At 65.1% G+C, this 19,583-nt stretch carries 15 protein-coding genes; 8 read left to right on the top strand and 7 right to left on the bottom strand.

All coding sequences use genetic code 11. The features are described from left to right. Window positions 1–6: 6 nt before the first annotated feature. Window positions 7–2,013: an efflux RND transporter periplasmic adaptor subunit gene (locus ACYOEI_RS27180; protein ID WP_462852785.1), complete on the bottom strand. Its 2,007-nt coding sequence runs from the start codon at window positions 2,011–2,013 to the stop codon at window positions 7–9. Between the two features lie 549 nt (window positions 2,014–2,562). Between ACYOEI_RS27180 and ACYOEI_RS27185 the strand changes: the two genes are divergently transcribed. The 4 genes from ACYOEI_RS27185 (at window position 2,563) to ACYOEI_RS27200 (ending at window position 6,378) form a co-directional block, all read left to right on the top strand. Then, window positions 2,563–4,230, top strand: a complete 1,668-nt coding sequence (locus tag ACYOEI_RS27185; RefSeq protein ID WP_462852786.1) for a matrixin family metalloprotease — start codon at window positions 2,563–2,565, stop codon at window positions 4,228–4,230. A 109-nt stretch (window positions 4,231–4,339) separates the two neighbouring features. Further along, the gene (locus ACYOEI_RS27190; protein WP_462852787.1) at window positions 4,340–4,957 is read left to right on the top strand and encodes a superoxide dismutase; all 618 of its coding nucleotides are present in this window, start codon (window positions 4,340–4,342) and stop codon (window positions 4,955–4,957) included. 233 nt (window positions 4,958–5,190) lie between these two features. Further along, window positions 5,191–5,643: a hypothetical protein gene (locus tag ACYOEI_RS27195; protein ID WP_462852788.1), complete on the top strand. Its 453-nt coding sequence runs from the start codon at window positions 5,191–5,193 to the stop codon at window positions 5,641–5,643. 24 nt (window positions 5,644–5,667) lie between these two features. Continuing rightward, window positions 5,668–6,378 carry an RluA family pseudouridine synthase gene (locus ACYOEI_RS27200; RefSeq protein ID WP_462852789.1) on the top strand — a complete coding sequence of 237 codons (711 nt, stop codon included), beginning with the start codon at window positions 5,668–5,670 and terminating at the stop codon, window positions 6,376–6,378. A gap of 44 nt (window positions 6,379–6,422) precedes the next feature. On the opposite strand, the gene greA is transcribed toward ACYOEI_RS27200, so the two are convergent. The 5 genes from greA to ACYOEI_RS27225 all read right to left on the bottom strand — a co-directional run bounded on the left by greA (window position 6,423) and on the right by ACYOEI_RS27225 (window position 14,046). Further along, window positions 6,423–6,902: a transcription elongation factor GreA gene (gene greA, locus ACYOEI_RS27205; protein ID WP_462852790.1), complete on the bottom strand. Its 480-nt coding sequence runs from the start codon at window positions 6,900–6,902 to the stop codon at window positions 6,423–6,425. Between the two features lie 359 nt (window positions 6,903–7,261). Then, on the bottom strand, window positions 7,262–8,539 hold the full coding sequence (locus ACYOEI_RS27210; RefSeq protein ID WP_462852791.1) for an ABC transporter permease: 1,278 nt from the start codon (window positions 8,537–8,539) through the stop codon (window positions 7,262–7,264). Window positions 8,540–8,640: 101 nt separating this feature from the next. Further along, the gene (locus ACYOEI_RS27215; protein WP_462852801.1) at window positions 8,641–9,402 is read right to left on the bottom strand and encodes an ABC transporter ATP-binding protein; all 762 of its coding nucleotides are present in this window, start codon (window positions 9,400–9,402) and stop codon (window positions 8,641–8,643) included. A 59-nt stretch (window positions 9,403–9,461) separates the two neighbouring features. Continuing rightward, window positions 9,462–11,288 carry an efflux RND transporter periplasmic adaptor subunit gene (locus tag ACYOEI_RS27220; RefSeq protein WP_462852802.1) on the bottom strand — a complete coding sequence of 609 codons (1,827 nt, stop codon included), beginning with the start codon at window positions 11,286–11,288 and terminating at the stop codon, window positions 9,462–9,464. Beyond that, window positions 11,242–14,046, bottom strand: coding sequence for a TolC family protein (locus ACYOEI_RS27225; protein ID WP_462852792.1), 2,805 nt, complete (start codon window positions 14,044–14,046; stop codon window positions 11,242–11,244). The genes ACYOEI_RS27220 and ACYOEI_RS27225 overlap by 47 nt, the downstream gene beginning before the upstream one ends. Window positions 14,047–14,435: 389 nt before the next feature. Between ACYOEI_RS27225 and ACYOEI_RS27230 the strand changes: the two genes are divergently transcribed. From ACYOEI_RS27230 to ACYOEI_RS27240, 3 genes are all read left to right on the top strand, one after another. Next, on the top strand, window positions 14,436–17,069 hold the full coding sequence (locus ACYOEI_RS27230) for a beta strand repeat-containing protein (protein WP_462852793.1): 2,634 nt from the start codon (window positions 14,436–14,438) through the stop codon (window positions 17,067–17,069). Window positions 17,070–17,205: 136 nt separating this feature from the next. Then, window positions 17,206–17,907: a Crp/Fnr family transcriptional regulator gene (locus ACYOEI_RS27235; RefSeq protein ID WP_462852794.1), complete on the top strand. Its 702-nt coding sequence runs from the start codon at window positions 17,206–17,208 to the stop codon at window positions 17,905–17,907. Window positions 17,908–18,270: 363 nt separating this feature from the next. Beyond that, window positions 18,271–18,762, top strand: coding sequence for a YkgB family protein (locus ACYOEI_RS27240; RefSeq protein WP_462852795.1), 492 nt, complete (start codon window positions 18,271–18,273; stop codon window positions 18,760–18,762). Here ACYOEI_RS27240 and ACYOEI_RS27245 read toward each other — a convergent pair whose 3' ends face one another. Next, on the bottom strand, window positions 18,763–19,170 hold the full coding sequence (locus ACYOEI_RS27245; protein WP_462852796.1) for a thiamine pyrophosphate-dependent enzyme: 408 nt from the start codon (window positions 19,168–19,170) through the stop codon (window positions 18,763–18,765). Between the two features lie 159 nt (window positions 19,171–19,329). Here ACYOEI_RS27245 and ACYOEI_RS27250 point away from each other — a divergent pair. After that, on the top strand, window positions 19,330–19,583 hold a 254-nt coding region (locus ACYOEI_RS27250; protein ID WP_462852797.1), incomplete at its 3' end, for a transposase.

Consider the following 19,583-nt stretch of genomic DNA (forward strand, 5'->3'; position numbering starts at 1 on the left):
GATCGATTAACGGGAGGCGCTGGCGTCGACCAAGTGATCCTTTTCGTTGGACCTGGCGAGGACGGGCTTGGGAGGAGGCAACGTGTCGGGGTGGTCGATGACGCGGTCGCCGGTTTCGAGGCCCGAGAGGACTTCGCCGTAGGTGGCGTCACTGAGGCCGAGCGTCACCGGCTTCCAGCGCCAGGTGAGGCCATCGGGCGTGTTCGTCGCGAGGGCGGCGAACGCCTGGTTGCCGACCCAGCGGATCGCCTCGAGAGGCACGCGGATCACGTTGCGCCTCGACTCGATCCGGAAGTCGACCTCGGCGCTCAGGCCAGGGCGGAGAGAGTCGAACGTCTTGCCGTCGATGCGAACGGTCGCGTAATAGATGCGGACGTCGGAGATCGGCCCGTTCGCCGGGGCGGAGATCGGCGTGATCTCGGTGACCGTCCCCTTTAGCGGCTGATTGGGGAAGGCGTCGACGTGGATCAGGGCCGGCTGGCCCGACTGGACGAGGGAGACCTTGGACTCGTTGATCTTCGCCTTGACCTGCATGTAGTTCGAGTTCGGCAGGTTGAAGATGGGCTGCGACTGCCGGACCGTCACCCCTTCCTGGATCGGGTTCTGCACCTGCCCCCAGCGGTTCGCCTGGCTGGCGTAGACGACGATGCCGTCTCGGGGCGCCCGGAGCGTGCAGTACCCGATCATCTTCTCGAGGCGTTCCTTGCGTTCCTTCTCGAGCTGGAAGGCCGAGTCGAGCGAGAGCTTGTCGGCCCGCACCGCTTCGATCTTCGCCTTGCGGGCCGCCTCGATCCGCCTGCCGGTGAACTTCTCGAGCCGGAGGAGCATCCCCCTGGCTTCGCTGAGGGAGATCTCCGTCTGCTTGAGCGACAGGGCGTCGGAGTTGAGCTGCGAGGTGGTCCGGAAGTTCTTCTTCACGGTGTCGAGCGACCACTCGTAGGTCTTCTTGGCTCGCCCATAATTAGTCTCGCACATTTGGATATATTGGCGGATGAGCTGGAGGTCTTGGGGATAGATCCCCTCCTCGTATTCGCGGAGGGAGATCTCTTCGACCTCGAGGATCGCCTTGGCCTGCTCGACCCAGGCCTTGGCCTGGGTGTAGCGGATCTCCTGGGCCTGGAGTTCGTCGCGGAAGGCGGCGGAGTCGAGCACGCAGACGACGTCGCCGGCCTTCACCGGCGTCCCTTCCGGGATGATGCTGATGATCCTGGTGGAACCGGGCATCTCGGAATTGCCATCGCCGCCACGGCCACCGCCGCCTCCGCCCCCTCGGCCGCCGCTACCGCCGGAGGACTGGGTGGCCGCCTTGCCCTGGGCCGAGTTCGAAGAGCTCGACTTGGTGGTGGGTCGGAGGGGGATGTGGGGTTCGATGATGTAGCTGAAGCTTCGGATGTCGGGCCGGGGGATGCTCGTGACATCCGAGCCGTCACCCGACGCCGAGGCGCCGGCCGAGCCCCCGGCACCCTTGGTGGCTGCGCCGCCGGACCCGGATTCCGTCGCCGAGGCCGAGGCCACCCCGGCCCCCGTAGCCTTGGCCTTCGACGCGCCCTTGGCGGCAGACTTGGCCGACCCTTTGGACTTCGCGGCAGGCTGGGGGGCGGGTGCCGCCTGCTGGCCACCACCTTGGGCCTGACCGTTCGCCGCGCCGTTCCCGCCTCGGTTCCCCTGGGCCCCTTGGGCGCCCGCCGTGCCGCCTCGGGCTCCGGCGGCGCCGGCCGTCCCGCCGGTCAGCCCCATCAGGGCTTCGACCTGGCAACGGACCGTGGCGTTATCGGCACTCTCGATCGTCCCGTTCTCGGTGACGACCAACTCCAAATCGCCTCGGTCGACCGCGACGGTCGCCAAGGCCGGCCGAGCGGTCGCCCAGAGTCGGTCCACCCGGTACCCGCTGGCCCAGGCCCAGGTCGCCGCCCCGCCGACCGCGACCGCGAGGCCGAGGACCCAAGGGACTCGCGAACGCCCATGGACCTCGGGGATGACGAGCGGTGTCAGCGACTCCTGATCCAATGACATGGTCTTCTCCCCAAAGGCCCGGCCGACGGCAACACCGCCCGGGCAGCGTGGTCGCGCAAAGCAACTCTGATTTTAAATCCTCGATCGGGAGGCGGTCAACGGGCCCCGTCAAGGTCCCCTCCGTCAGCTTCGCTACATCCCACCCCTATCGGCTGTCGGGTACTTCGGGAATCTGGGTAAATTCGGAAATCCCTAGGTGTTGCCGGACAATGGGATAGGGCGATCTGTGCGGAATATTCGGGATTTTTGGGAAAATGCTGGAAACGCGGCTTAGGGTTAGATATCGACAACAAAGTGCGGGTGGGACGGGGCGGATGACGCCTTCCACTCGGGTCGTTTCCCACGGTTGTCGACGGCGTTTGGCTCGTCCAGATCGCTCGATCTGACCAAGAAATCGGATTCTCGGTTCGGAACTGATTGGTCGGATCCCCCGCGGACTCGTCGCGGGAACTCGCCAAGGAGGGTCGTCCAGGCATCAAGAAGTCCCGTGCGGGGACCCCGATCGGGGTGCGCGCCGATCGGACGTTACTCCTTGGAGTTTGCCAGGTTATGCTCCACGTGTTCAGCACCCTGTTGAAGTTCCTGTCGTCGTCGAAGTCGGGTCGGACCTTGGGACGGAAGGCGAATCGGCCGAAGGCGAAGTTGGCCTGGGAAGGCCTCGAGTTGCGGACACTTCAGGCAACACTTGGTTACGATTATATCCTCAACGGTTATCAGTGGTCAAATCCTAGTCACATCACCTACAGCATCGCCCCTGACGGAGTCTTCTGGGATCACGGCACGAACAACCTCAACGCGACGATGAACGCCAAGTTCGGCAACACCTGGCAACGAGAGATCGCCCGGGCGTTGGCGACCTGGGAGTCCGTGGCGAACATCAACATCTCTCAAGTCGGCGACTCTCCCCTCGACCTCGACGCCCCCGGCCTTTCGCAGGGCGACTCCCGATTCGGCGACATCCGGTTCGGGGGATACGCCTTCCCCAACAACAACACGACGTTGGCCCAGTCGTTCTTCCCCCCTCCCGACTACGGGACGGGATCCGGCGACGTGGAAGTCAACACCTCGATGCCGTGGAGTATCGGGAAAGACTATGACTTCTATAGCGTCATGTTGCACGAGACCGGCCTGACTCTCGGGTTGGGCGAGCCGCCGAATCCGTCGGTGGTGATGGCGACGATCTACGGCGGCGTCCGCGCCGGGCTGGATGCCGGCGACATCGCGGGGATCCAGTCCATCTACGGGGCGAGGACCCAGGACGCCTATCAGTCGAAGGGGCAGGGGCTTGGCATGACGAGCTCCATCGACGTCACCAACAGCCTCAACGCCTCGGGCCAGGCCACGCTGTCGAACGTCTCGCTTGCGACGATCGGCGACACGGAGTACTTCACCTTCGTGGCCCCGCAAGGTGCCCACGGAGCCCTCTCGGTCTCGGCGATCGCCGGCGGCGTGAGCATGCTCAGCCCCAAGATCACCCTCCTCGACGCCTCGGGGAACGTGATCAGCTCGGGGAGCAACGCCTCGCTGTGGAGCAATAATGTCTCCGCGAACGATGTGGGCGTCACCCCGGGAGAACGGTTCTACGTCGCGGTGACGGGGGCCACCAACGACGTGTTCTCGGTCGGCGGCTATCAACTCCAGGTTTCGTTCGCCGGGATCACGTCGGGAGGGGGGAGCACCCAGCCGACGACTCCGACCACACCGACGACCCCCACGACCCCGACCACGCCGACGAAGCCCTCCGTCCCGCTGGCTCCGGTCTACGGGCTGTTCGGGCCCACCCCCTCGTCATCAACGTCGACCTCGACGACTCCGGCCTCTGTGCCCGCCCCGACGACGTCGAACCTCGGGGTGGTCGCCTCGAGCGCGACGGTCGTGGGACAGTCGGTCGACCCGAAGTCGGGGCCGGATCGCTACGTCTTCGTGGCGATGCGGGCGGGGATCTACCAGATCGTCTCGCCGGGGACCACGATCCAGATCCTCGACTCCTTCGGCCGCACGGTCGGGGGCGGCTCGGGCCTCTCGCTGTTCAGGGCCCCTCGGGCGAGGGGGCTGTTCACCATCGTGGTCAACTCCACGAACTCCAACCCGGTCGATGACTACGACTTGACGATCACCTCGATGGCCCGCCGAGTCGGGCAGCGACAGCTCAGCGCCTCGCCGATGCACGCCAGGGCCATCATGCAACGTGCGGCGGTGGGGCATCGCTTCCATTGAAGCGGCACTTGAGGCTGTGGTAGCTTGAGCGGAAAGAATCCCCGGTCCCTCGCTGACGGTTGACGTCGGCGAAGGACCGGGGTCGTCTCAACCCCAAGGAGTGACACCCATGGCCGAATATACCGTCCCCCCTTTGCCCTATGACTACGCGGCTCTCGAGCCGCACGTCAGCGCCAAGACGATGCAGTTCCACCACGACAAGCATCATCAGGCGTATGTGACGAACCTCAACGCCGCCCTGAAGGATCATCCCAGCCACCAGGGCAAGCCGATCGAGGAGCTGATCGCGAACCTCGACGCCCTGCCCGAGGGGATCCGGACGGCCGTGCGGAACAACGGCGGCGGGCATGCGAACCATACCCTCTTCTGGGAAATCATGAAGCCGGGCGGCGGGGGCGAGCCGACCGGTGCGCTGGCCGACGCGATCACCGGCGAGCTCGGCGGGTTCGCGGCGTTCAAGGAGGCCTTCGCCAAGGCGGCGACCACCCGGTTCGGCTCGGGCTGGGCGTGGCTCGTCGTGGGCAAGGACGGCAAGCTCGCCGTGACCTCGACCCCGAATCAGGACAGCCCCCTCATGGAGGGGATCACCCCGCTCCTCGGCCTCGACGTCTGGGAGCACGCCTACTACCTCGACTACCAGAACAAGCGGCCGGACTACATCGGCGCCTGGTGGAACACGATCAACTGGGAAGACGTCGCGAAGCGCTTCGCCGCCGCGAAGAAGTGAAGTCGGCGGTCGGGCGTGCCGAGATTCGGCCGGCCGGACGGTTCGCTTGACCCAAAATCCGAAAGCGGTATGATCCGGGCGCGATCGAGAGAAACCTCTCGATGGCGTCCGGTTCCTTTTCTTTGCGAGACACCTCGTTTCGGTGGAACGTCCCGACGTCGAGGTCACGGTCCCGCGATGCGGTCGCCGTCCTCCGGACCTGTTCGCTTTCAAACGAACGAGGAGGCTTGCCGATGGATCGGCTCAAACGACAGATGCTCGGTTTTGGTCTCGTGGCGGTGCTGGCCGCTCCTGGTTGCAAGAGCACGAGGCCGGAGGTTCCTCCGGGCGCGCCTTACTCGAATGATGGTAGGCAACTCCAGCCGGGGGCCGTCGGGTTCAGCTCGGATCCTCGCCCCTTGCCCAATAACGCCGCGGGCCTGACCCCGGGCGTGATCACCCCCAACGCGGCCGGCCAGTTCGGGACCCCGCCGCCGGGCGAGGGGAACCGATACGGGGCCCCGACAGACAATGCGTACGGCGCACCGGGCACCTCGGGTCGTGATGCGGCCGCGGCGCCGATCTCCCCGTCGCTCGCCGACCCCCCGGCCGGCTTGCCGGCGACGGCAGACCCGACCACGGGTTCGGTCCCTACCGCGGCTCGACCGGATGCGGCCCAATCCCCCATCGGCAACTACTCTCCCTGACCTCGAGGTCGGCGGATCCGCGTGATGGCCGAGCCGTTGCAGGTCTTGCTCGAGGACGCTCACGTCCTGATCGTGGCCAAGCCCCCGGGTCTCCTCACGCAGGGGACGATCGGGGGCGAACCCACGCTGGAGTCGTGGGTGCGTTCGTATCTCGGGCTGGGCCCGCCCGGCGCGGGATTCCTCGGGACCGTGCATCGGCTCGACCGCCCGGTTTCAGGGGTCGTGATCTGGGGCAAGACGGTCAAAGCCGCCCGTCGACTCTCCGCCCAGTTCGCCTCGCGTGACGCGAGCAAAGAGTACTGGGCCGTCGTCGAAGGAGAGCCGAGCCAGGCCGATCGCGTCGAGGCCTGGGAAGACTGGCTGACGAATCCCGACGCCTCGAACCGCGTCCATGCGGTCGAGAGCAACGTCGAAGGAACTCGCCGCGCCCTCACCAAGGTGCAGGAGGGGCGGGGCGGTCTCTTGCCCGCCCGGACATCCTGGCTCCGACTCTGGCCCGAGACGGGCCGGACCCATCAACTCCGCGCGCAGTCGTCGCGTCGGGGCCGCCCGATCCTCGGTGATCACGCCTACGGATCGTCCCACCCTTTCCCTGGCGGGATTGCCCTCCATGCGAGGCGTCTTTCCCTCAATCATCCGATCTTGCGCCAATCCATCGATGTAATTGCGCCACTCCCGGCGGATTGGGCTCGGAATGGAGTTCGTTTCCCGGAAGCTCCGTCGTCGGGGATCTAAATGGTGGCGGCCAGACGCGGGGAGGCGCGGTCCTGGGCCGAGCCTCAGGCGATGCCGATCTCGATGATCCGCAGCCGAAGGGTCCCTCGGGGGATGGGGACCTCGACTTCCTCGCCGAGCTTCTTGCCGACCAGGCCCTGCCCGATGGGGCTGGAGAGGAGGATCTTGTTCTGGTCGTAGTCCTCTTCGCCGGGGCCGACGAGGATGAAGTCTTCTTCGTCGTCGAGGTCGAGGTCGAGGACGCGGACTTTCGAGCCGAAGACGACGCGGTCGGTCGGCAAGGTCGATTTGTCGATGATCATCGCCCGGGCGAGCTTGTCCTGGAGCTCGTTGATCCGAGCCTGGAGCATCCCCTGGGCCTCGACGGCCGCGTCGAACTCGGCGTTTTCGGAGAGGTCGCCGTAGCCCCGGGCCTGGGCAATCTGCTCGGCGATCCGGGGCATGTCCTCGTTTTTCATCTGGTCGAGCTGGGCCTTGAGCTTGTCGTAGCCTTCCTTCGACATGGGGATCCGGTCATTGGACATGCCTGTCTGCTCCCAAAGTCGTACTGCCTGCCGAGCTGAGGCGTCGAGAGAAGAGGGATCCTACGTTGGGCGGCTTCCACCCCGACGGGTCATGGGGTCGATCCCCGGAGCCCAGAAGCAAACACCGCGGTGCCGGGGGTGAGTCCCGTACCGCGGTCAACGCCGTGTTTTAGCCTAGTCTTCACATAACCGCGACGCAAGCCCAAGACCCGGCATGGGTGGACGAGGCCGTCACTTGATAAAGAGTCAACGGGCCTCATGAAATGGTAGGTTGTCGATGCGTTGCGGCCGACGGCCTCGCCCTTCCGGAGGGCGAGGCCGTCGGCCGCGGTGCGATCCGGGCCCGTCCCGGCGGAGGCTCACTCGTGGCGGAGGGCGTCGATCGGGTCCATCATCGCCGCGCGACGCGCGGGGTAGAGGCCGAATAGGATCCCGATGCCGACCGAGATGCTGAACGCCAGGAGGACCGAGAACCAGGTCACGACCGCCTTCTGGTCGGGGATGAAGTAGACGATCAACTGCGGGATCGAGATCCCGAGGGTGACGCCCAGGAGTCCCCCGACACCGGAGAGCACGACGGTCTCGATCAGGAACTGCTGGGTGATGTCCCGCCGCTTCGCGCCTAAGGCGCGGCGGATCCCGATCTCTCGGGTCCGTTCGGTGACGGTCGCCAGCATGATGTTCATGATGCCGATGCCGCCGACGAGGAGCGAGATCGACGCGATCGTCCCGAGGATGATGCTGAACTGTCGGGCGGTCCGCTTGGCCTCGTTGAGCAGGTCGAGCGGGACGATGATGTCGATGTCTTTCTTGAGGTGGAACGGCTTGACCGCGGCCTCGACGATCGGGTGGGTGGGGCTCACTTCCGTGAGCGAGCCGACCTGGAGGGTCACCTGCGAGAGCTGGGTCTCCTCGAATTCCATCGACCCGACGCGGCTGTTCATGATCCGCTCGCCGAACCGGAGCTTGCAGGTGTTCAGTGGGATGTAGATGTCTTTATTGAATTCCTGGGCCGCGAGGCTGCCGCCGATGCCGGCCGTGCTGGCCCGGTTGCGCGTGATGCCGACGACCGTGTAATAGTCGGTGCCGAGCTTGACGGTCTGCCCGAGCGGATCCTCGTAGGGGAAGAGGGTGCTGGCCGTCTCGGCGGCGAGCACGGCGAAGTTCTGGTAACGCTCGTTGTCGCTCTCGGTGAGGAAGCGCCCCTTCTCCATCTCGAGGTGGTTGAACGGGAGATAGTCCTGCGTCGTGCCGACGACTCGCCCGTCGATGAAGCGGTTCAGGTGGCGGATCTGCTTGCGGATCTCGCGGATCGGGAGGGCCTTCTTGATCGTCGGGACGGTGCCCATGATCCGGTCGTAGTCGGAATACTTCAGCCCGTACGAGAGGACGCTCCGGCGACCGCCGCCCGTCGACTGCGCCTCGTCGGTGGGCTTCACCGAGCGGACGATGATGTTCGTCGCGCCAAGTTGTTCGAAGCGCTTCTGGGCGTCGCGGCTCGATCCCTCGCCGACGGCGAGCATCGAGATCACGGCGGCGACGCCGAAGACGATACCCAAGACCGTGAGACCCGAGCGGAGTTTATGGAGCAAAAGGCTCTTGAGGCCAAGTTTCAGGCCGCGCCAGATGCGTTGCATGGTCGTCTCGTTCGTGAATGAATAAGCGTCTCGTCTCGGGCTTCAGGCCGGCGATCGGGCTTCCCCTCGCGGGGCGATCCACACCCACCGGCCTTACGAAATCAGGTTGTCGCGACGGTCCCGTGACCGTGGCCGTTGGCCGCCGCGCTGATCTCCGCGGCGATCATCCTCGGGCTCGGGCTGTCGTCGATGATCTGGCCGTCCCGCATCCGGATGATCCGCTTGGCGTGCTCGGCGATGTCGTCTTCGTGCGTGACCATGATGATCGTCTTGCCGGCGTCGTTCAGACGGCCGAGCATGTCCATGATCTCGTGGCTGGTCTTGGTATCGAGGTTACCCGTCGCCTCGTCGGCGAGGATGATGTACGGGTCGTTGATGAGAGAGCGTGCGATCGCCACGCGCTGCTGCTGACCGCCGGAGAGCTGCGTCGGGCGGTGGTCGAGGCGGTCGTGGAGGCCGACCATCCGGGCCAATTCTTCGGTCCGGGCCTGAACGGAGTCGGTAATCTCTCCGTCGCCCTGGTACGTGAGCGGGAGCTGGATGTTCTCGGTGACGGTGTATTGCTGGATCAGGTTATAAGACTGGAAGATGAATCCGATATAACGGCTGCGGACTTCGGAGAGTTCGTCGTCGTCGAGGTTGGCCACGTCCTTGTCGCCGAGGATGTACTGGCCGCTCGTGGGGCGGTCGAGGCATCCGAGCAGGTTGAGCATCGTGCTCTTGCCCGACCCCGACGCGCCCATGATGGCGACGTACTCGCCCGGATAGAAGTCGACCGAGACGCCCTTGAGGGCGTGGACGGTGACGCTCTGATCCGGGCCCTTGCGGCGGCCGAAGAGGCCGCCGCCGGAGTGATGCCCCATGACGTACGTCTTGCGGACGTCGACGAGGCTGACGATAGGTTTCGTGCTACCGTGACCGATCACTGTTCGGGACCTCCTCGTCCCCCGCCGCCGGGGCCACCACCACCGGGGCCACCACCACCGCCGGGCCCGCCGGGGCCACCGCCGCCACCATTCTTCAACCGCTCGAGCATGCCGTCGATCCGATCGGCGGGGACGCCCAGATCTTCGAGGGTCTTGCGCTTCTCCTCGGGGCTAGCCGAGAAGAATTTCTCGCGGGCCGCGGTGTCCATCTTGCTCATGAAGCCGCCGGCACCGCCGCCGCGCTGGCCCTTGCCTTTGCCCTTGGCTTTGCCGCTGCCGTCGGGGCCGCCCTTGGCGTCGGGACCCCCCTTGGCGTTGGGACCGCCTCCACCCGGGGCTCCACCCGCCTGGCCGTTGGCGGCCTTCCCCCAATCTTTCTTGGAGGCTTCCTTGCTCGACCCGAAGGCTTCTCGCTTCTCGCTCTCGGTCATGAGGGACGTCGGGTTGAGCGCCACGAGTTCGCCCGACTTGATCCCTTCGCGGATCTCGACGTGGCGGTCGTTGGTGGTCCCGGTGACGATGTCGCGGAACTTGTAGGTCTCGCCTTCCTTGACGGCGACATGGTCCTTCCCCTTGAACTCGAGGACGGCCATGACCGGCACGCTCAGGACGTTGTCGAGGTCGGCCACGAGGATCTCGACCTGGGCGGTCATGCCCGGGCGGAGGCCAGACATGCCTTTCTCGATCGTCACGTGGGTCGTGTAGACCTTGACGTCCGAGCTGAAGAAGCTGCTCGGGTCGGGGAGGGGGGCGACGTCCTTGACGGTACCCGTGAGGACCTGGTCGGCGAAGGCGTCGACCCGGATCCGTGCCCGGAGGCTGGGCCGGAGCCGATCGACCATCGACTCATGGACCTTCACATTGACCTGCATCGAGCCGATATCGGGGAGGCTGAAGATCTTCTGCCGTTCGCGGACGCTCGCCCCTTCTTCGATCTGCGGGGTCGAACTGCCGCCGAAGCGGTTCGGGTCGTTCGCGTAGACGACGAGTCCGTCGTTGGGGGCGTAGAGGTTACAGTTCTTGATCTGCTTCTCGAGCTTCGCCTGCTTCTTCTGCTCGAGGTCCCAGGTCTGCTGCTTGGCGAGTTCGTCGGACTTGGCCTTCTCGACGTCGCTACGCAGCTCCTTAATCGTCTTATCCTTGGTGAACTTCTCGAGCACGAGCTTCTTGGTCTGGGCCTGCTCGAGCGCGAAGTTCTTCTGTTGGAGCGAGACTTTGTCGGCGATGTTCTGGGCGATCGAGATGTACTTCTTCTGGGTCATCCGGTTCGACCACTCGAGGCGGTCCTGCGCTCGGTTCCGCTCGGCCTCGGCGAGGGTGATCTCGCCGAGCACCGACTGGAGCTCTTGCTTGAAGAGCCCCTCTTCGTATTCGGTGACGGCGATCTCGGCGACCATCCGGGTCAGTTCCGCGTTCTTGAAAGCGGCCTTGGCCCCTTCGGTGGCGATGATCTGGTTGGTGAACTGGTCCTTGAGCGCCGAGGAATCGAGCTCGCAGACCAGTTCCCCCTTGGTGACCCGCTTGCCTTCGGGCGTGATCCGGATGATCGTCGTCGAGCCTTCGACCTCGCAGTAGACGTCGTCGCTCTTCGAGCTCTCGAGGTTGCCGCGCTCGACGACCGTCACGGGGAGGTTGGTGGGCTTGACCTCGTAGGAGAGGATCTCCGCCGATTGGGGCGCCCAGAACTTCGCGAGCGGCTTGGCGACGCTCGGGACATTATAGGCGACGGCACCACCGACGACCCCGAGCGCGGCCAGGACTGTGAGTAGGATCGCCTTACCGCCGGATCGGCGTCGGCTCGATGAAGGTTGCAGGTCGGGCAGCTCCCGCGTTGGCGCCGGGCCCGTTGGCTGGGGCGACTCCGTTGTCGCTTTTGCCGTAGTCTGGAGGGAAAAGTTCATGGAAAGCCTCCCATTCATCGTAAGGCAAGGTGCCGAGGTCACGGTAAACCGTCAGTCGCCCCGTTTCGTAGTTGAGCCAGGTACTCACCAGCGTGTTTTCGAGGCCGAGCAATTGGTTCTGGAAGTTGACGAGGTTCGAGGTCTGGGTCGCGGCCTGGGCCGTCTGGGCGACCCCTCCGCTCGCCCCGCCTTGCGGCGGTGCGATGATCTGCTCGAAGGCCTGGTCCTTCTGCCGGATCGTCAACACGAAGTTTCGTCGCGACAGCTCGTAGCTCAGGTAAGACTGCTGCAGTCCGCGGATGTCGTTCCTGAGCTGGAGTTTGATGAAGTCCTCTTGGTTCTGCAGGGTCCGGCGTTGACGCTGGTAGTTGATCAGGGCGGTCCGGAAGGCGTTACGCTCGGCCATTCGGACCAGGGGGAGCTCCGCGTTGATCACCAAGGAGAACTGCTTGGCCTGGCTGAGGAAGCCTAAGGGGTTGGTCGTGTCGGGGGGGGTGAGGATCTGGTTCGTCAGGTTGACGTTCAACACTCCCTTCAGCGCGTTGGCCGTCACGCGGATCTGCCGCCAGGAGTCGTACAGTGCGGCCCGGTTGTTCATCAGGTCGAGGCGATGCTCGAAGGCGACCCGCTCCGCGGCGAGCAAGACCTCCTCGAGACGATCTTCGTTGTCGGTGCCCTGGATAAAGTCATTATACACACCCAGGACCGACCTGCCATCGATGTTGATGTCCTGCAATTTCGGGAGCTTGTCGGCGTACTTGGGGAGGTCGGCCAGGTCCCGCTTCGGGTTGCGCTGCCATTCGTCGATTTCGTCGAAGACGTCCTTGAACGGCTTCGTGAGGCTCCGGTCGAGCATGATCGGCACGTCCGGGGGCAACCCGAGCTGAATCTTGAAGGCGTCGAGGGCCCCTCGATACGAGGTCCGGTCGGTGACGAGAGTTCGGCGAGCGTTCTGGACCTGGGAGTCGATCTGGTCGACCTGGAGCTGCGACAAGCCCGACGACTCGCCCTTGACCAGTTCCTCGTAGACCTTCTTCAACTGTTCGAAGGCCCGGAGGTTCTTGAGGTCGTTCTCGACGGTCTGGATGTCCTGCACGACGTTCAGGAAGCCGACGACCGGGTCGATGTTGCCGCCGCCGGAGAACCCTTGGGGCGTGACGTTCGAGCCGAAGGTGGTGAACGACCCACCGACGAGGGTCGACACGACGAACTCCTGGCGGAACTTGGCGAACGAGCGGACCTGGTAGACGAGATTACGCTCGGCCTGGGTCAACGGTTCGAGGGTGACTGCCCGGCCGCCGCCCCGCAGGAACGGTTGGACGAAGCTGATCGGGAGCGACGACTGGACCCTCGGCTGGATCGAGTTCTTCCCGATGAAGTTGAAGACGACCGAGTTGGCGAAGCCCATCACGAGCTGCGCCCCGGACGAGAAGACCTTGCCGACGCCGGCGACCGTCCCGAAGCTCAGGGTCGAGTTCGGCGTCCCCGTGGCGCGGGTCGCATAGTTGAAGCTGTTGGGCGGCAGGGGAGCGGGGAGAATGCCGCCACCGAGGCCGCCGCCCGCGGTGCCCTTCTGGGCCACGCCGGTCGTCGGCGACCAGCCCGCGTAGAACTGGGGCTGGAACGCGAACCGCTGCAGGGTCACCGCCAGGCTCGCGATGTAGATCTGCTCGAGGTTCCACTGGTAGATGCGGGCGTTGGTCATGCCGAGCGTGAACGATTGTTCGAGCGTGAGCTTGTGGGCCTTGGTCCCTCGCGGCAATCCCGCGACCACTTCCTCATCCAGGTCGATGCTGCCGGGGACGAGGATTCCCGCCATTTCACTGCCCATCGCCTCGGAGGCACGATAGTCCTCGGGGGTGAGGTCAGGCCGAGGGTTCACCGGGGCCGACAGGTCCGGGTTGGACGGGTCGGGGTCGCCGCCGATCGGCGGGGTCGGCATGTCTCGCGGCGGCGACGGGGGCACGATCGGCGCATTGGGCGTCGTCGGCGGGACCGGGGCCGGAATCCCGGTCTCCTGGAAGGCAGCAAGCTGGACTCCGTGGTCCTTCGTGCTGGCGAGGAGTGGCGTGGCTGTTCTCTTGCGTCGGGGGGATTTGGAAGTTTGTGGACCCTGAACAGGGATAGGCGATAACTCCCGAGGTTTCGTCCCCGGATTCTCGCCCGGCGCGAAGGGCGCGGAGCCGCTCGGCGGGGGCAGGGGCGGAGACGGCCCTGCGGGGGAGTCGGCCTTCTCGTCGTATTGCAGATCCGCGTCGTCCGCGGGGGTGGTCCCGGGCTTCTTCGCCGGCTCGTCCTCGGCCGGTGCGTCACGTTGCCACGCGTCAATCATGTCGAGGTAACCGGTCCCCTCGGCGGGAACCATGAGTCGGTTGTCCGGCCACTGCGGCACCGGCGACATCGCCTGAGTGGCGTAGTCGTCCGGGGGGGCGGGGGGGACGTCCGGGTCGTACGGGTCGGCATAGCGTGCCATCGCGGGCGGGTCGATCGAGAACAGGTCGATCCGCCAACGGGGGTCGCGGCTCTTCTCGAAGACCGCTTCGGACACATCCTGATTGGCCCACTCGCGGAAGAATTCGCGAGTACACCCCAACTGTGTCCCGACCGCCAACACGGCCAGGAACAGGAGCCGACACCGGCGAATCCTCGGATGGATATAGCGAATGACACTGGCAGTCATGAGAGTCGCCTCGGGTCTTACGGGATCGCGGATCATCCCTCGATCGCTTTCTCGCCTGTTCCTGTGGCAGTCGTGGACCTTCGGGAGAAGGGGGGATCCTTTCGGGTCCGTGAATTCTATCGGAAGTGTCGGTCGTGCGGGTTGAGCCCAAAATGCCGTGCGTGTCAACAGAGATGATCGTTCCTCCGGCGGGTTTCTGTGGAGTCGAGCCGCTCTTGACGCCGAAATTCCTGACCGTAGTCGACTCCCCTCGTCGGCGGTGCGATGGCGCCGGGGTGGGCCTTGGGATGGAATGCCCAGGACGCCGGGGTTTCCGGGGGACGATCGACGCATCGGGCCAGGATCTCTGGTGGCGGATGCGGGACGACATTAGGAGGAGGGACACTCCGATGCGGTTAGGCAATCGCGAAACACGGTCGTTGGTCGCCCGACGGCGCGAAGCGTTCCGTCCGAAGTTCCAGGACCTGGAAGAACGGACGCTGCTGTCGATCGACTTGGGTGGGGTCGCCCCACCCACCAACCCGAACGTTGCCACCGCCCCCTACGGCATCGAGCTCGCCGGGGGCCAGACCAACGGCGGGGCCGGGTACAGCGTCTCCGACGTCGGCGACCTGCTCAACAACGGATATGACGATTTCATCATCAGCGCCCCGAGCATCACGACGAGCAGCGGGTCGCTCGGGCTGGGGAGCGGCACCTCGACCGTCTACCTGGTTTTCGGATCCCAGGCGGTCAACTCCTCGTCGATCCAGAACTGGTTGGATAACACCGCAGACCAGCGAGTCGGCGACCTCCTCCAACTGGGCTCGGCGACCCAGGCGAACCCGATCTCGGGCGCCACGGGCTTCCCCTTCGCCGGGATCACCATCACCGCCAGCGTCCAGAACACGAGTTCGCTTGGCAGCCAGCTCGGTGCCTCCGTCGCCTCCGTCGGCAAGCTCGGCGGGAGCTCGTTCAACTCCTTCCTGATCGGTGCCCCCGGGGCATTCGACGTCAACGGTGCCAACGCGGGCACGGGCCGTGCCTATCTCGTCTACGGCGGGCCGGGCCTCTTGACGGTCCCCGGCAACGCCCTCGACCTCGATAACCTGAACGGATCCGGCGTCAACGTCGTCACGTTCGTCAACTCGGCGACCGGCTCCATGACCGGCCGATCGGTGGCCGAGGTGGGCAACGTCCTCGGCGACGGCAACCTCGACATCGCGATCGGTGCCCCCAACGCGGGCCTGACCACGACCGCCAACACCGGTGCGGTCTACCTGGTCAACGGCTCGTCCCTGAATAGCGCCCAGACCTCGACGATCAACCTGGCGAACGTCGGCCAGACGACCAATAACGTCCCCGGCGTGATCTTCAGCGGGGCGAGCTCGCTCAGCAGCGCCGGCTTCTCGGTCGCCGGTGCCGGCAACACGACGGGGGCCGTCAATAGCAATAATGTCGGGATCGACGACCTGTTGATCGGTGCCCCCGGGACCAACGGGAACACCGGTGCAGCCTATCTCGTCAAGGGTTCGACCACGCTGACGAACCTGGCGACGACCGTCAACAACGTCAACCTGATCCAGCTCAGCCTGGTCGGCAACGGCGTCACCGGGGCCGTGATCAACGGCACGGCCGTCGGCGACCTGACCGGCTACGCGGTCTCGAGCGCGGGCGACTTCAACCAGGACGGCTTCTCCGACATCCTCGTCGGCTCGCCCGGCTTCAGCAGCGGCGCCGGCCAGACCACGATCATCTACGGCCAAGGGCCCGGTGGCGTGCTGACCGGCAGCTTCTCGATCGGCAGCATCCCGTCGGGGATCTCGTCGACGGCCTTCATCGGGGCGTCCGCGGGCAACCTCTCGGGCTATTCGTTGACGCAGGTCGGCCAGATCGTGACCACCTCTTCGGTGGGAGCGCCCGGCTTCATCGCGATCGGTGCCCCGGGTTTCAATAACTCGGCGGGGACGGCGTACCTGATCCCGTACAACGTCAACCTATTCGGGACGTTCTCCCTCGCTTCGGTCGAGCAGCAGCCGATCGCCGGCCTCCAGCTCCTGCTCACGGCGACGGCCGGCGGCACGCCGACCTTCCTCGGGGCCTCGGTCTCGGGCCGCCCGAATACCTCGGGCAAGAACACGGCCGACACCGACTCCCTGGCCGACCTCATCGTCGGTGCCCCGGGCCTCGGGGTCACCAGCACCCGGACTCTCGCCGGCGGTGCCTTCATCCTGGAAGGGGCACTGCTCCCGGTCCAGACCCCGATCAACACGACGATCAGCACCCAGATCGGCGTCGGACAGCCCTTCGGGCCCTTCACGGTCAACCCGACCACCCCGGCCCAGCTCCAGATCTTCGTCTTCAGCAACGCCAACGTGAGTCCGGTCTTCGACCCGGTCGTCGACATCAATCCGGCCACCATCGTTGTGAACGGGATCGCCTTCCCGAACGCGACGATCACGAAGGATCCGACGGACGAGAACAACGACGGCATCGAGGACGCGATCGTCACGATCACGCCCCGCTCGCTGCTCGGCCTGACCTCGGCCACGACGACCTTCACGATCCGCGGCCAGACCCTGTCCACCAGCCCGAACCCCAATCAGACCTTCCTTGGGACGACGACGATCAACGTCAGCACCAGTGGCGGTGGCGGTGGCGGCAACGTCGTGGTCAGCTCCGTGTTCGGCACGACCAACAACCTTGGGTTCGTCCAGCCGACGACCTTTGTCCCGCAGTACGGCCCGGATACGTACGTCCCCCCGACGTACGCACTATCCGCCTACACTTACAAGGCCATCCCCCGTTCCGTGGCCTACAAGCAGTTCCTCCCGTCGTCCGCGTGGAAGGAACGGATCCGCAACTACTACAACCCCAAGACCGCGACGCACCGTTGGCGGACCCCCGAGAACATCGTCGGGGTCAAGGTGAAGTTCACCCTCGGCCAAAACGTCCACACCCGGACCAACGGCCTGACGACCGGTCGGACCGTGACCCACAAGGTCCCGATGATCCCGACCACCCGTCAGACCGAGTTCGTCTGACCCGTCGGGGCGAGAATGCCCCAAGACCGAGGTTGATCAACCAACGCCGGCCGTCCTTCGCACTCGCGGAGGACGGCCGGCTTGTTTATTCTCGGGCCCTTCGTCTCGCGACGGGACGGATTACGGATCGCGCGGGTTGATTCGAATCGCGAGAATCCTGATGCGGATCGACAAGTCTTGGGCCGAGCGGTTCATTCGGGCTTGTGCCCAGGTCCCATCGTCACGGCGGCTGTCGCTGGCCTCGGGAGCCGTCATCTATTCGAGTGACCCCGCCGCAAAGTGCTGGGTCGTCGCCACCGGATACGTCAAGTTGATCGATCCTCGCCTCGACGGCGAGCGCTTCACTCGACTGATCCAGGGCCGGGGCGGCCTCTTCGGCGATCGGCCTTTCGGGACGGCGGCCTTCCGCGGATTCGCATCCGCCCAGTTCGAGCAGGCGGTCGCCCACGGACCGGCCGAGGTCGTGCAAGTCGAACGTGCTGAACTCGAGGCCGCGGCCCTTGCTCGTGCCGACCTCCTCAAGCTCATACTCGAATCGGCGACCGTCCGCGCGGAATTCTTCGAGCGGCGGCTGCTCTGGCAGTGCACCTCGCCGATCCGGGCACGCCTGGCGGCCGCCCTCAGAGATCTGATCTGTTACGAGGGGGAACGCTGCCGACACGGGCATACGATCGACGTCCGTCTGAGCCACCAGGACCTGGCGGAGCTCGTCGGCGCGGCACGACCCGTGGTCAGCGCCGAATTGGCCAGGATGCGAAACGAGGGGTTGGTCGAGTACACCCGCTGCTACCTCTGCGTGGATGACCTCGATGGCCTCAATCGCATCGCCGACGGGTAACCCCCAACCCGGCGTTCCGGAGGTTCGCCGACCGAGTTGCAGTACCGGAAATCGACTTTGTCTGTCACCAAGATGACATCACGATGTCCGCGGCGAGGGTAAGATCACCACTCGGGCCGAAGGAGATGCGTCACCCTCTGGGCGTGTCACTCGAGTGGCATCTCTTCGAGACAAGCCCGAAGCGCAAGCGAGTGATTCGATCTTGATTTCTTGCGGATAGGTTCACTTGTGTTTGCTTTTCGGTTGTAAGGGGGGGGCTCGGGTTGCACTCTCGTGGATGCGACCCGAGCGTGATCCGCTTCAGGACGTGGCACAACTCGCGGATGTCGAAAAGTTTTCCGTGCAAAATGGGGGCGAAATCAAATGGTGGATCAACGGGTACTGGCGGATCGGCTGACCAAGTCCGGGGTGCACATCGCTCGCTACGGACTGGTGATCGTCATGCTCTGGATCGGCGGGATGAAGTTCACGGCCTATGAGGCCGAGGGAATCCGGCCGCTGGTGGCGAACAGTCCTCTGATGGGATGGATGTACAAGGTCATGAGCGTGGGCGCCTTCTCCGCCATGCTCGGCGTCGTCGAGCTGCTCATCGGCCTGCTCATCGCCCTCCGCCCCGTCTGGCCTTTGGGCTCGGCCATCGGGAGCGGGCTTGCGATCGGGACGTTCCTGACGACGCTCACGTTCCTCTTCACGACGCCCGGCTGGGAACCGAGCCTCGGTGGTTTCCCGGCCTTGTCGGCCATGCCAGGTCAGTTCTTGCTCAAGGACCTCGTCCTTTTGGGCGTGGCGGTCTTCACCGCGGGTGAGGCTCTCGAGGCCGTGAGACCCCGTGATTCCATCGCCCCGCAGGCCTAGTCAGATTGCGAGGCAAGCGTCGGGTTTCCGGGTGGCCCACACCATCTTGGAGATCTTCTCCGCGAGGCGTTCGAGCGCAGGGCTTCGGTCGTAGGGGTCGAGGTGGACGTTCAGGAGGCTGAAGCTGCTCGTGTTGGCGACCGCGGCCTTGAGCGCGTCGTCGAGCTCGGCTTCGGTCCGGACCTCGAGCCCGAGCCCGATGCCGAAGACCTCGGGGATCTTGTGGAATGCCCATTCCTGAATGTCGTTGAACGAGCCCTCGAGCAGGAAACGCTCGGTGGTGTACCCGTGATTGTTGAGCACGACGACGATCGGGTTGAACTTGTGCCGGGCGATTGTCGACAGCTCCATGCCGGTCATGTGGAAGGCACCGTCGCCCACGATGACCAGGACTCGGAACGAGAACAAAGGACAGGCATCGCAATCTCGGTGGTCGGCGTCTTGACGGTCGGATTCTCCGCGGTTAGTAAGAACAAAGGACAGGCATCGCAATCTCGGTGGTCGGCGTCTTGACGGTCGGATTCTCCGCGGTTAGTGTTCTGAAGAACACCCCAGGAGGCCTTTCCGATGACGATGGCGCGTGCTCATCTAGTGGATCCGACCGTCACTCGCTGGTACCACTGCATCACACGCTGCGTCCGTCGCGCCTTCTTCCTGGGGGATCCCGAGCAAGACCGCAAGGATTGGATCGACCAACGCCTCAAGGGACTCGCCCAAATCTTCTCGATCTCGGTCGCCGCATTCTCCGTCATGGATAACCATCTGCACGTCCTCGTCCGCCTCGACCCGGACCTGGCCTGGGGCTGGTCCGATGAGGAGGT

The sequence above is a fragment of the Singulisphaera rosea genome, assembly GCF_054877945.1.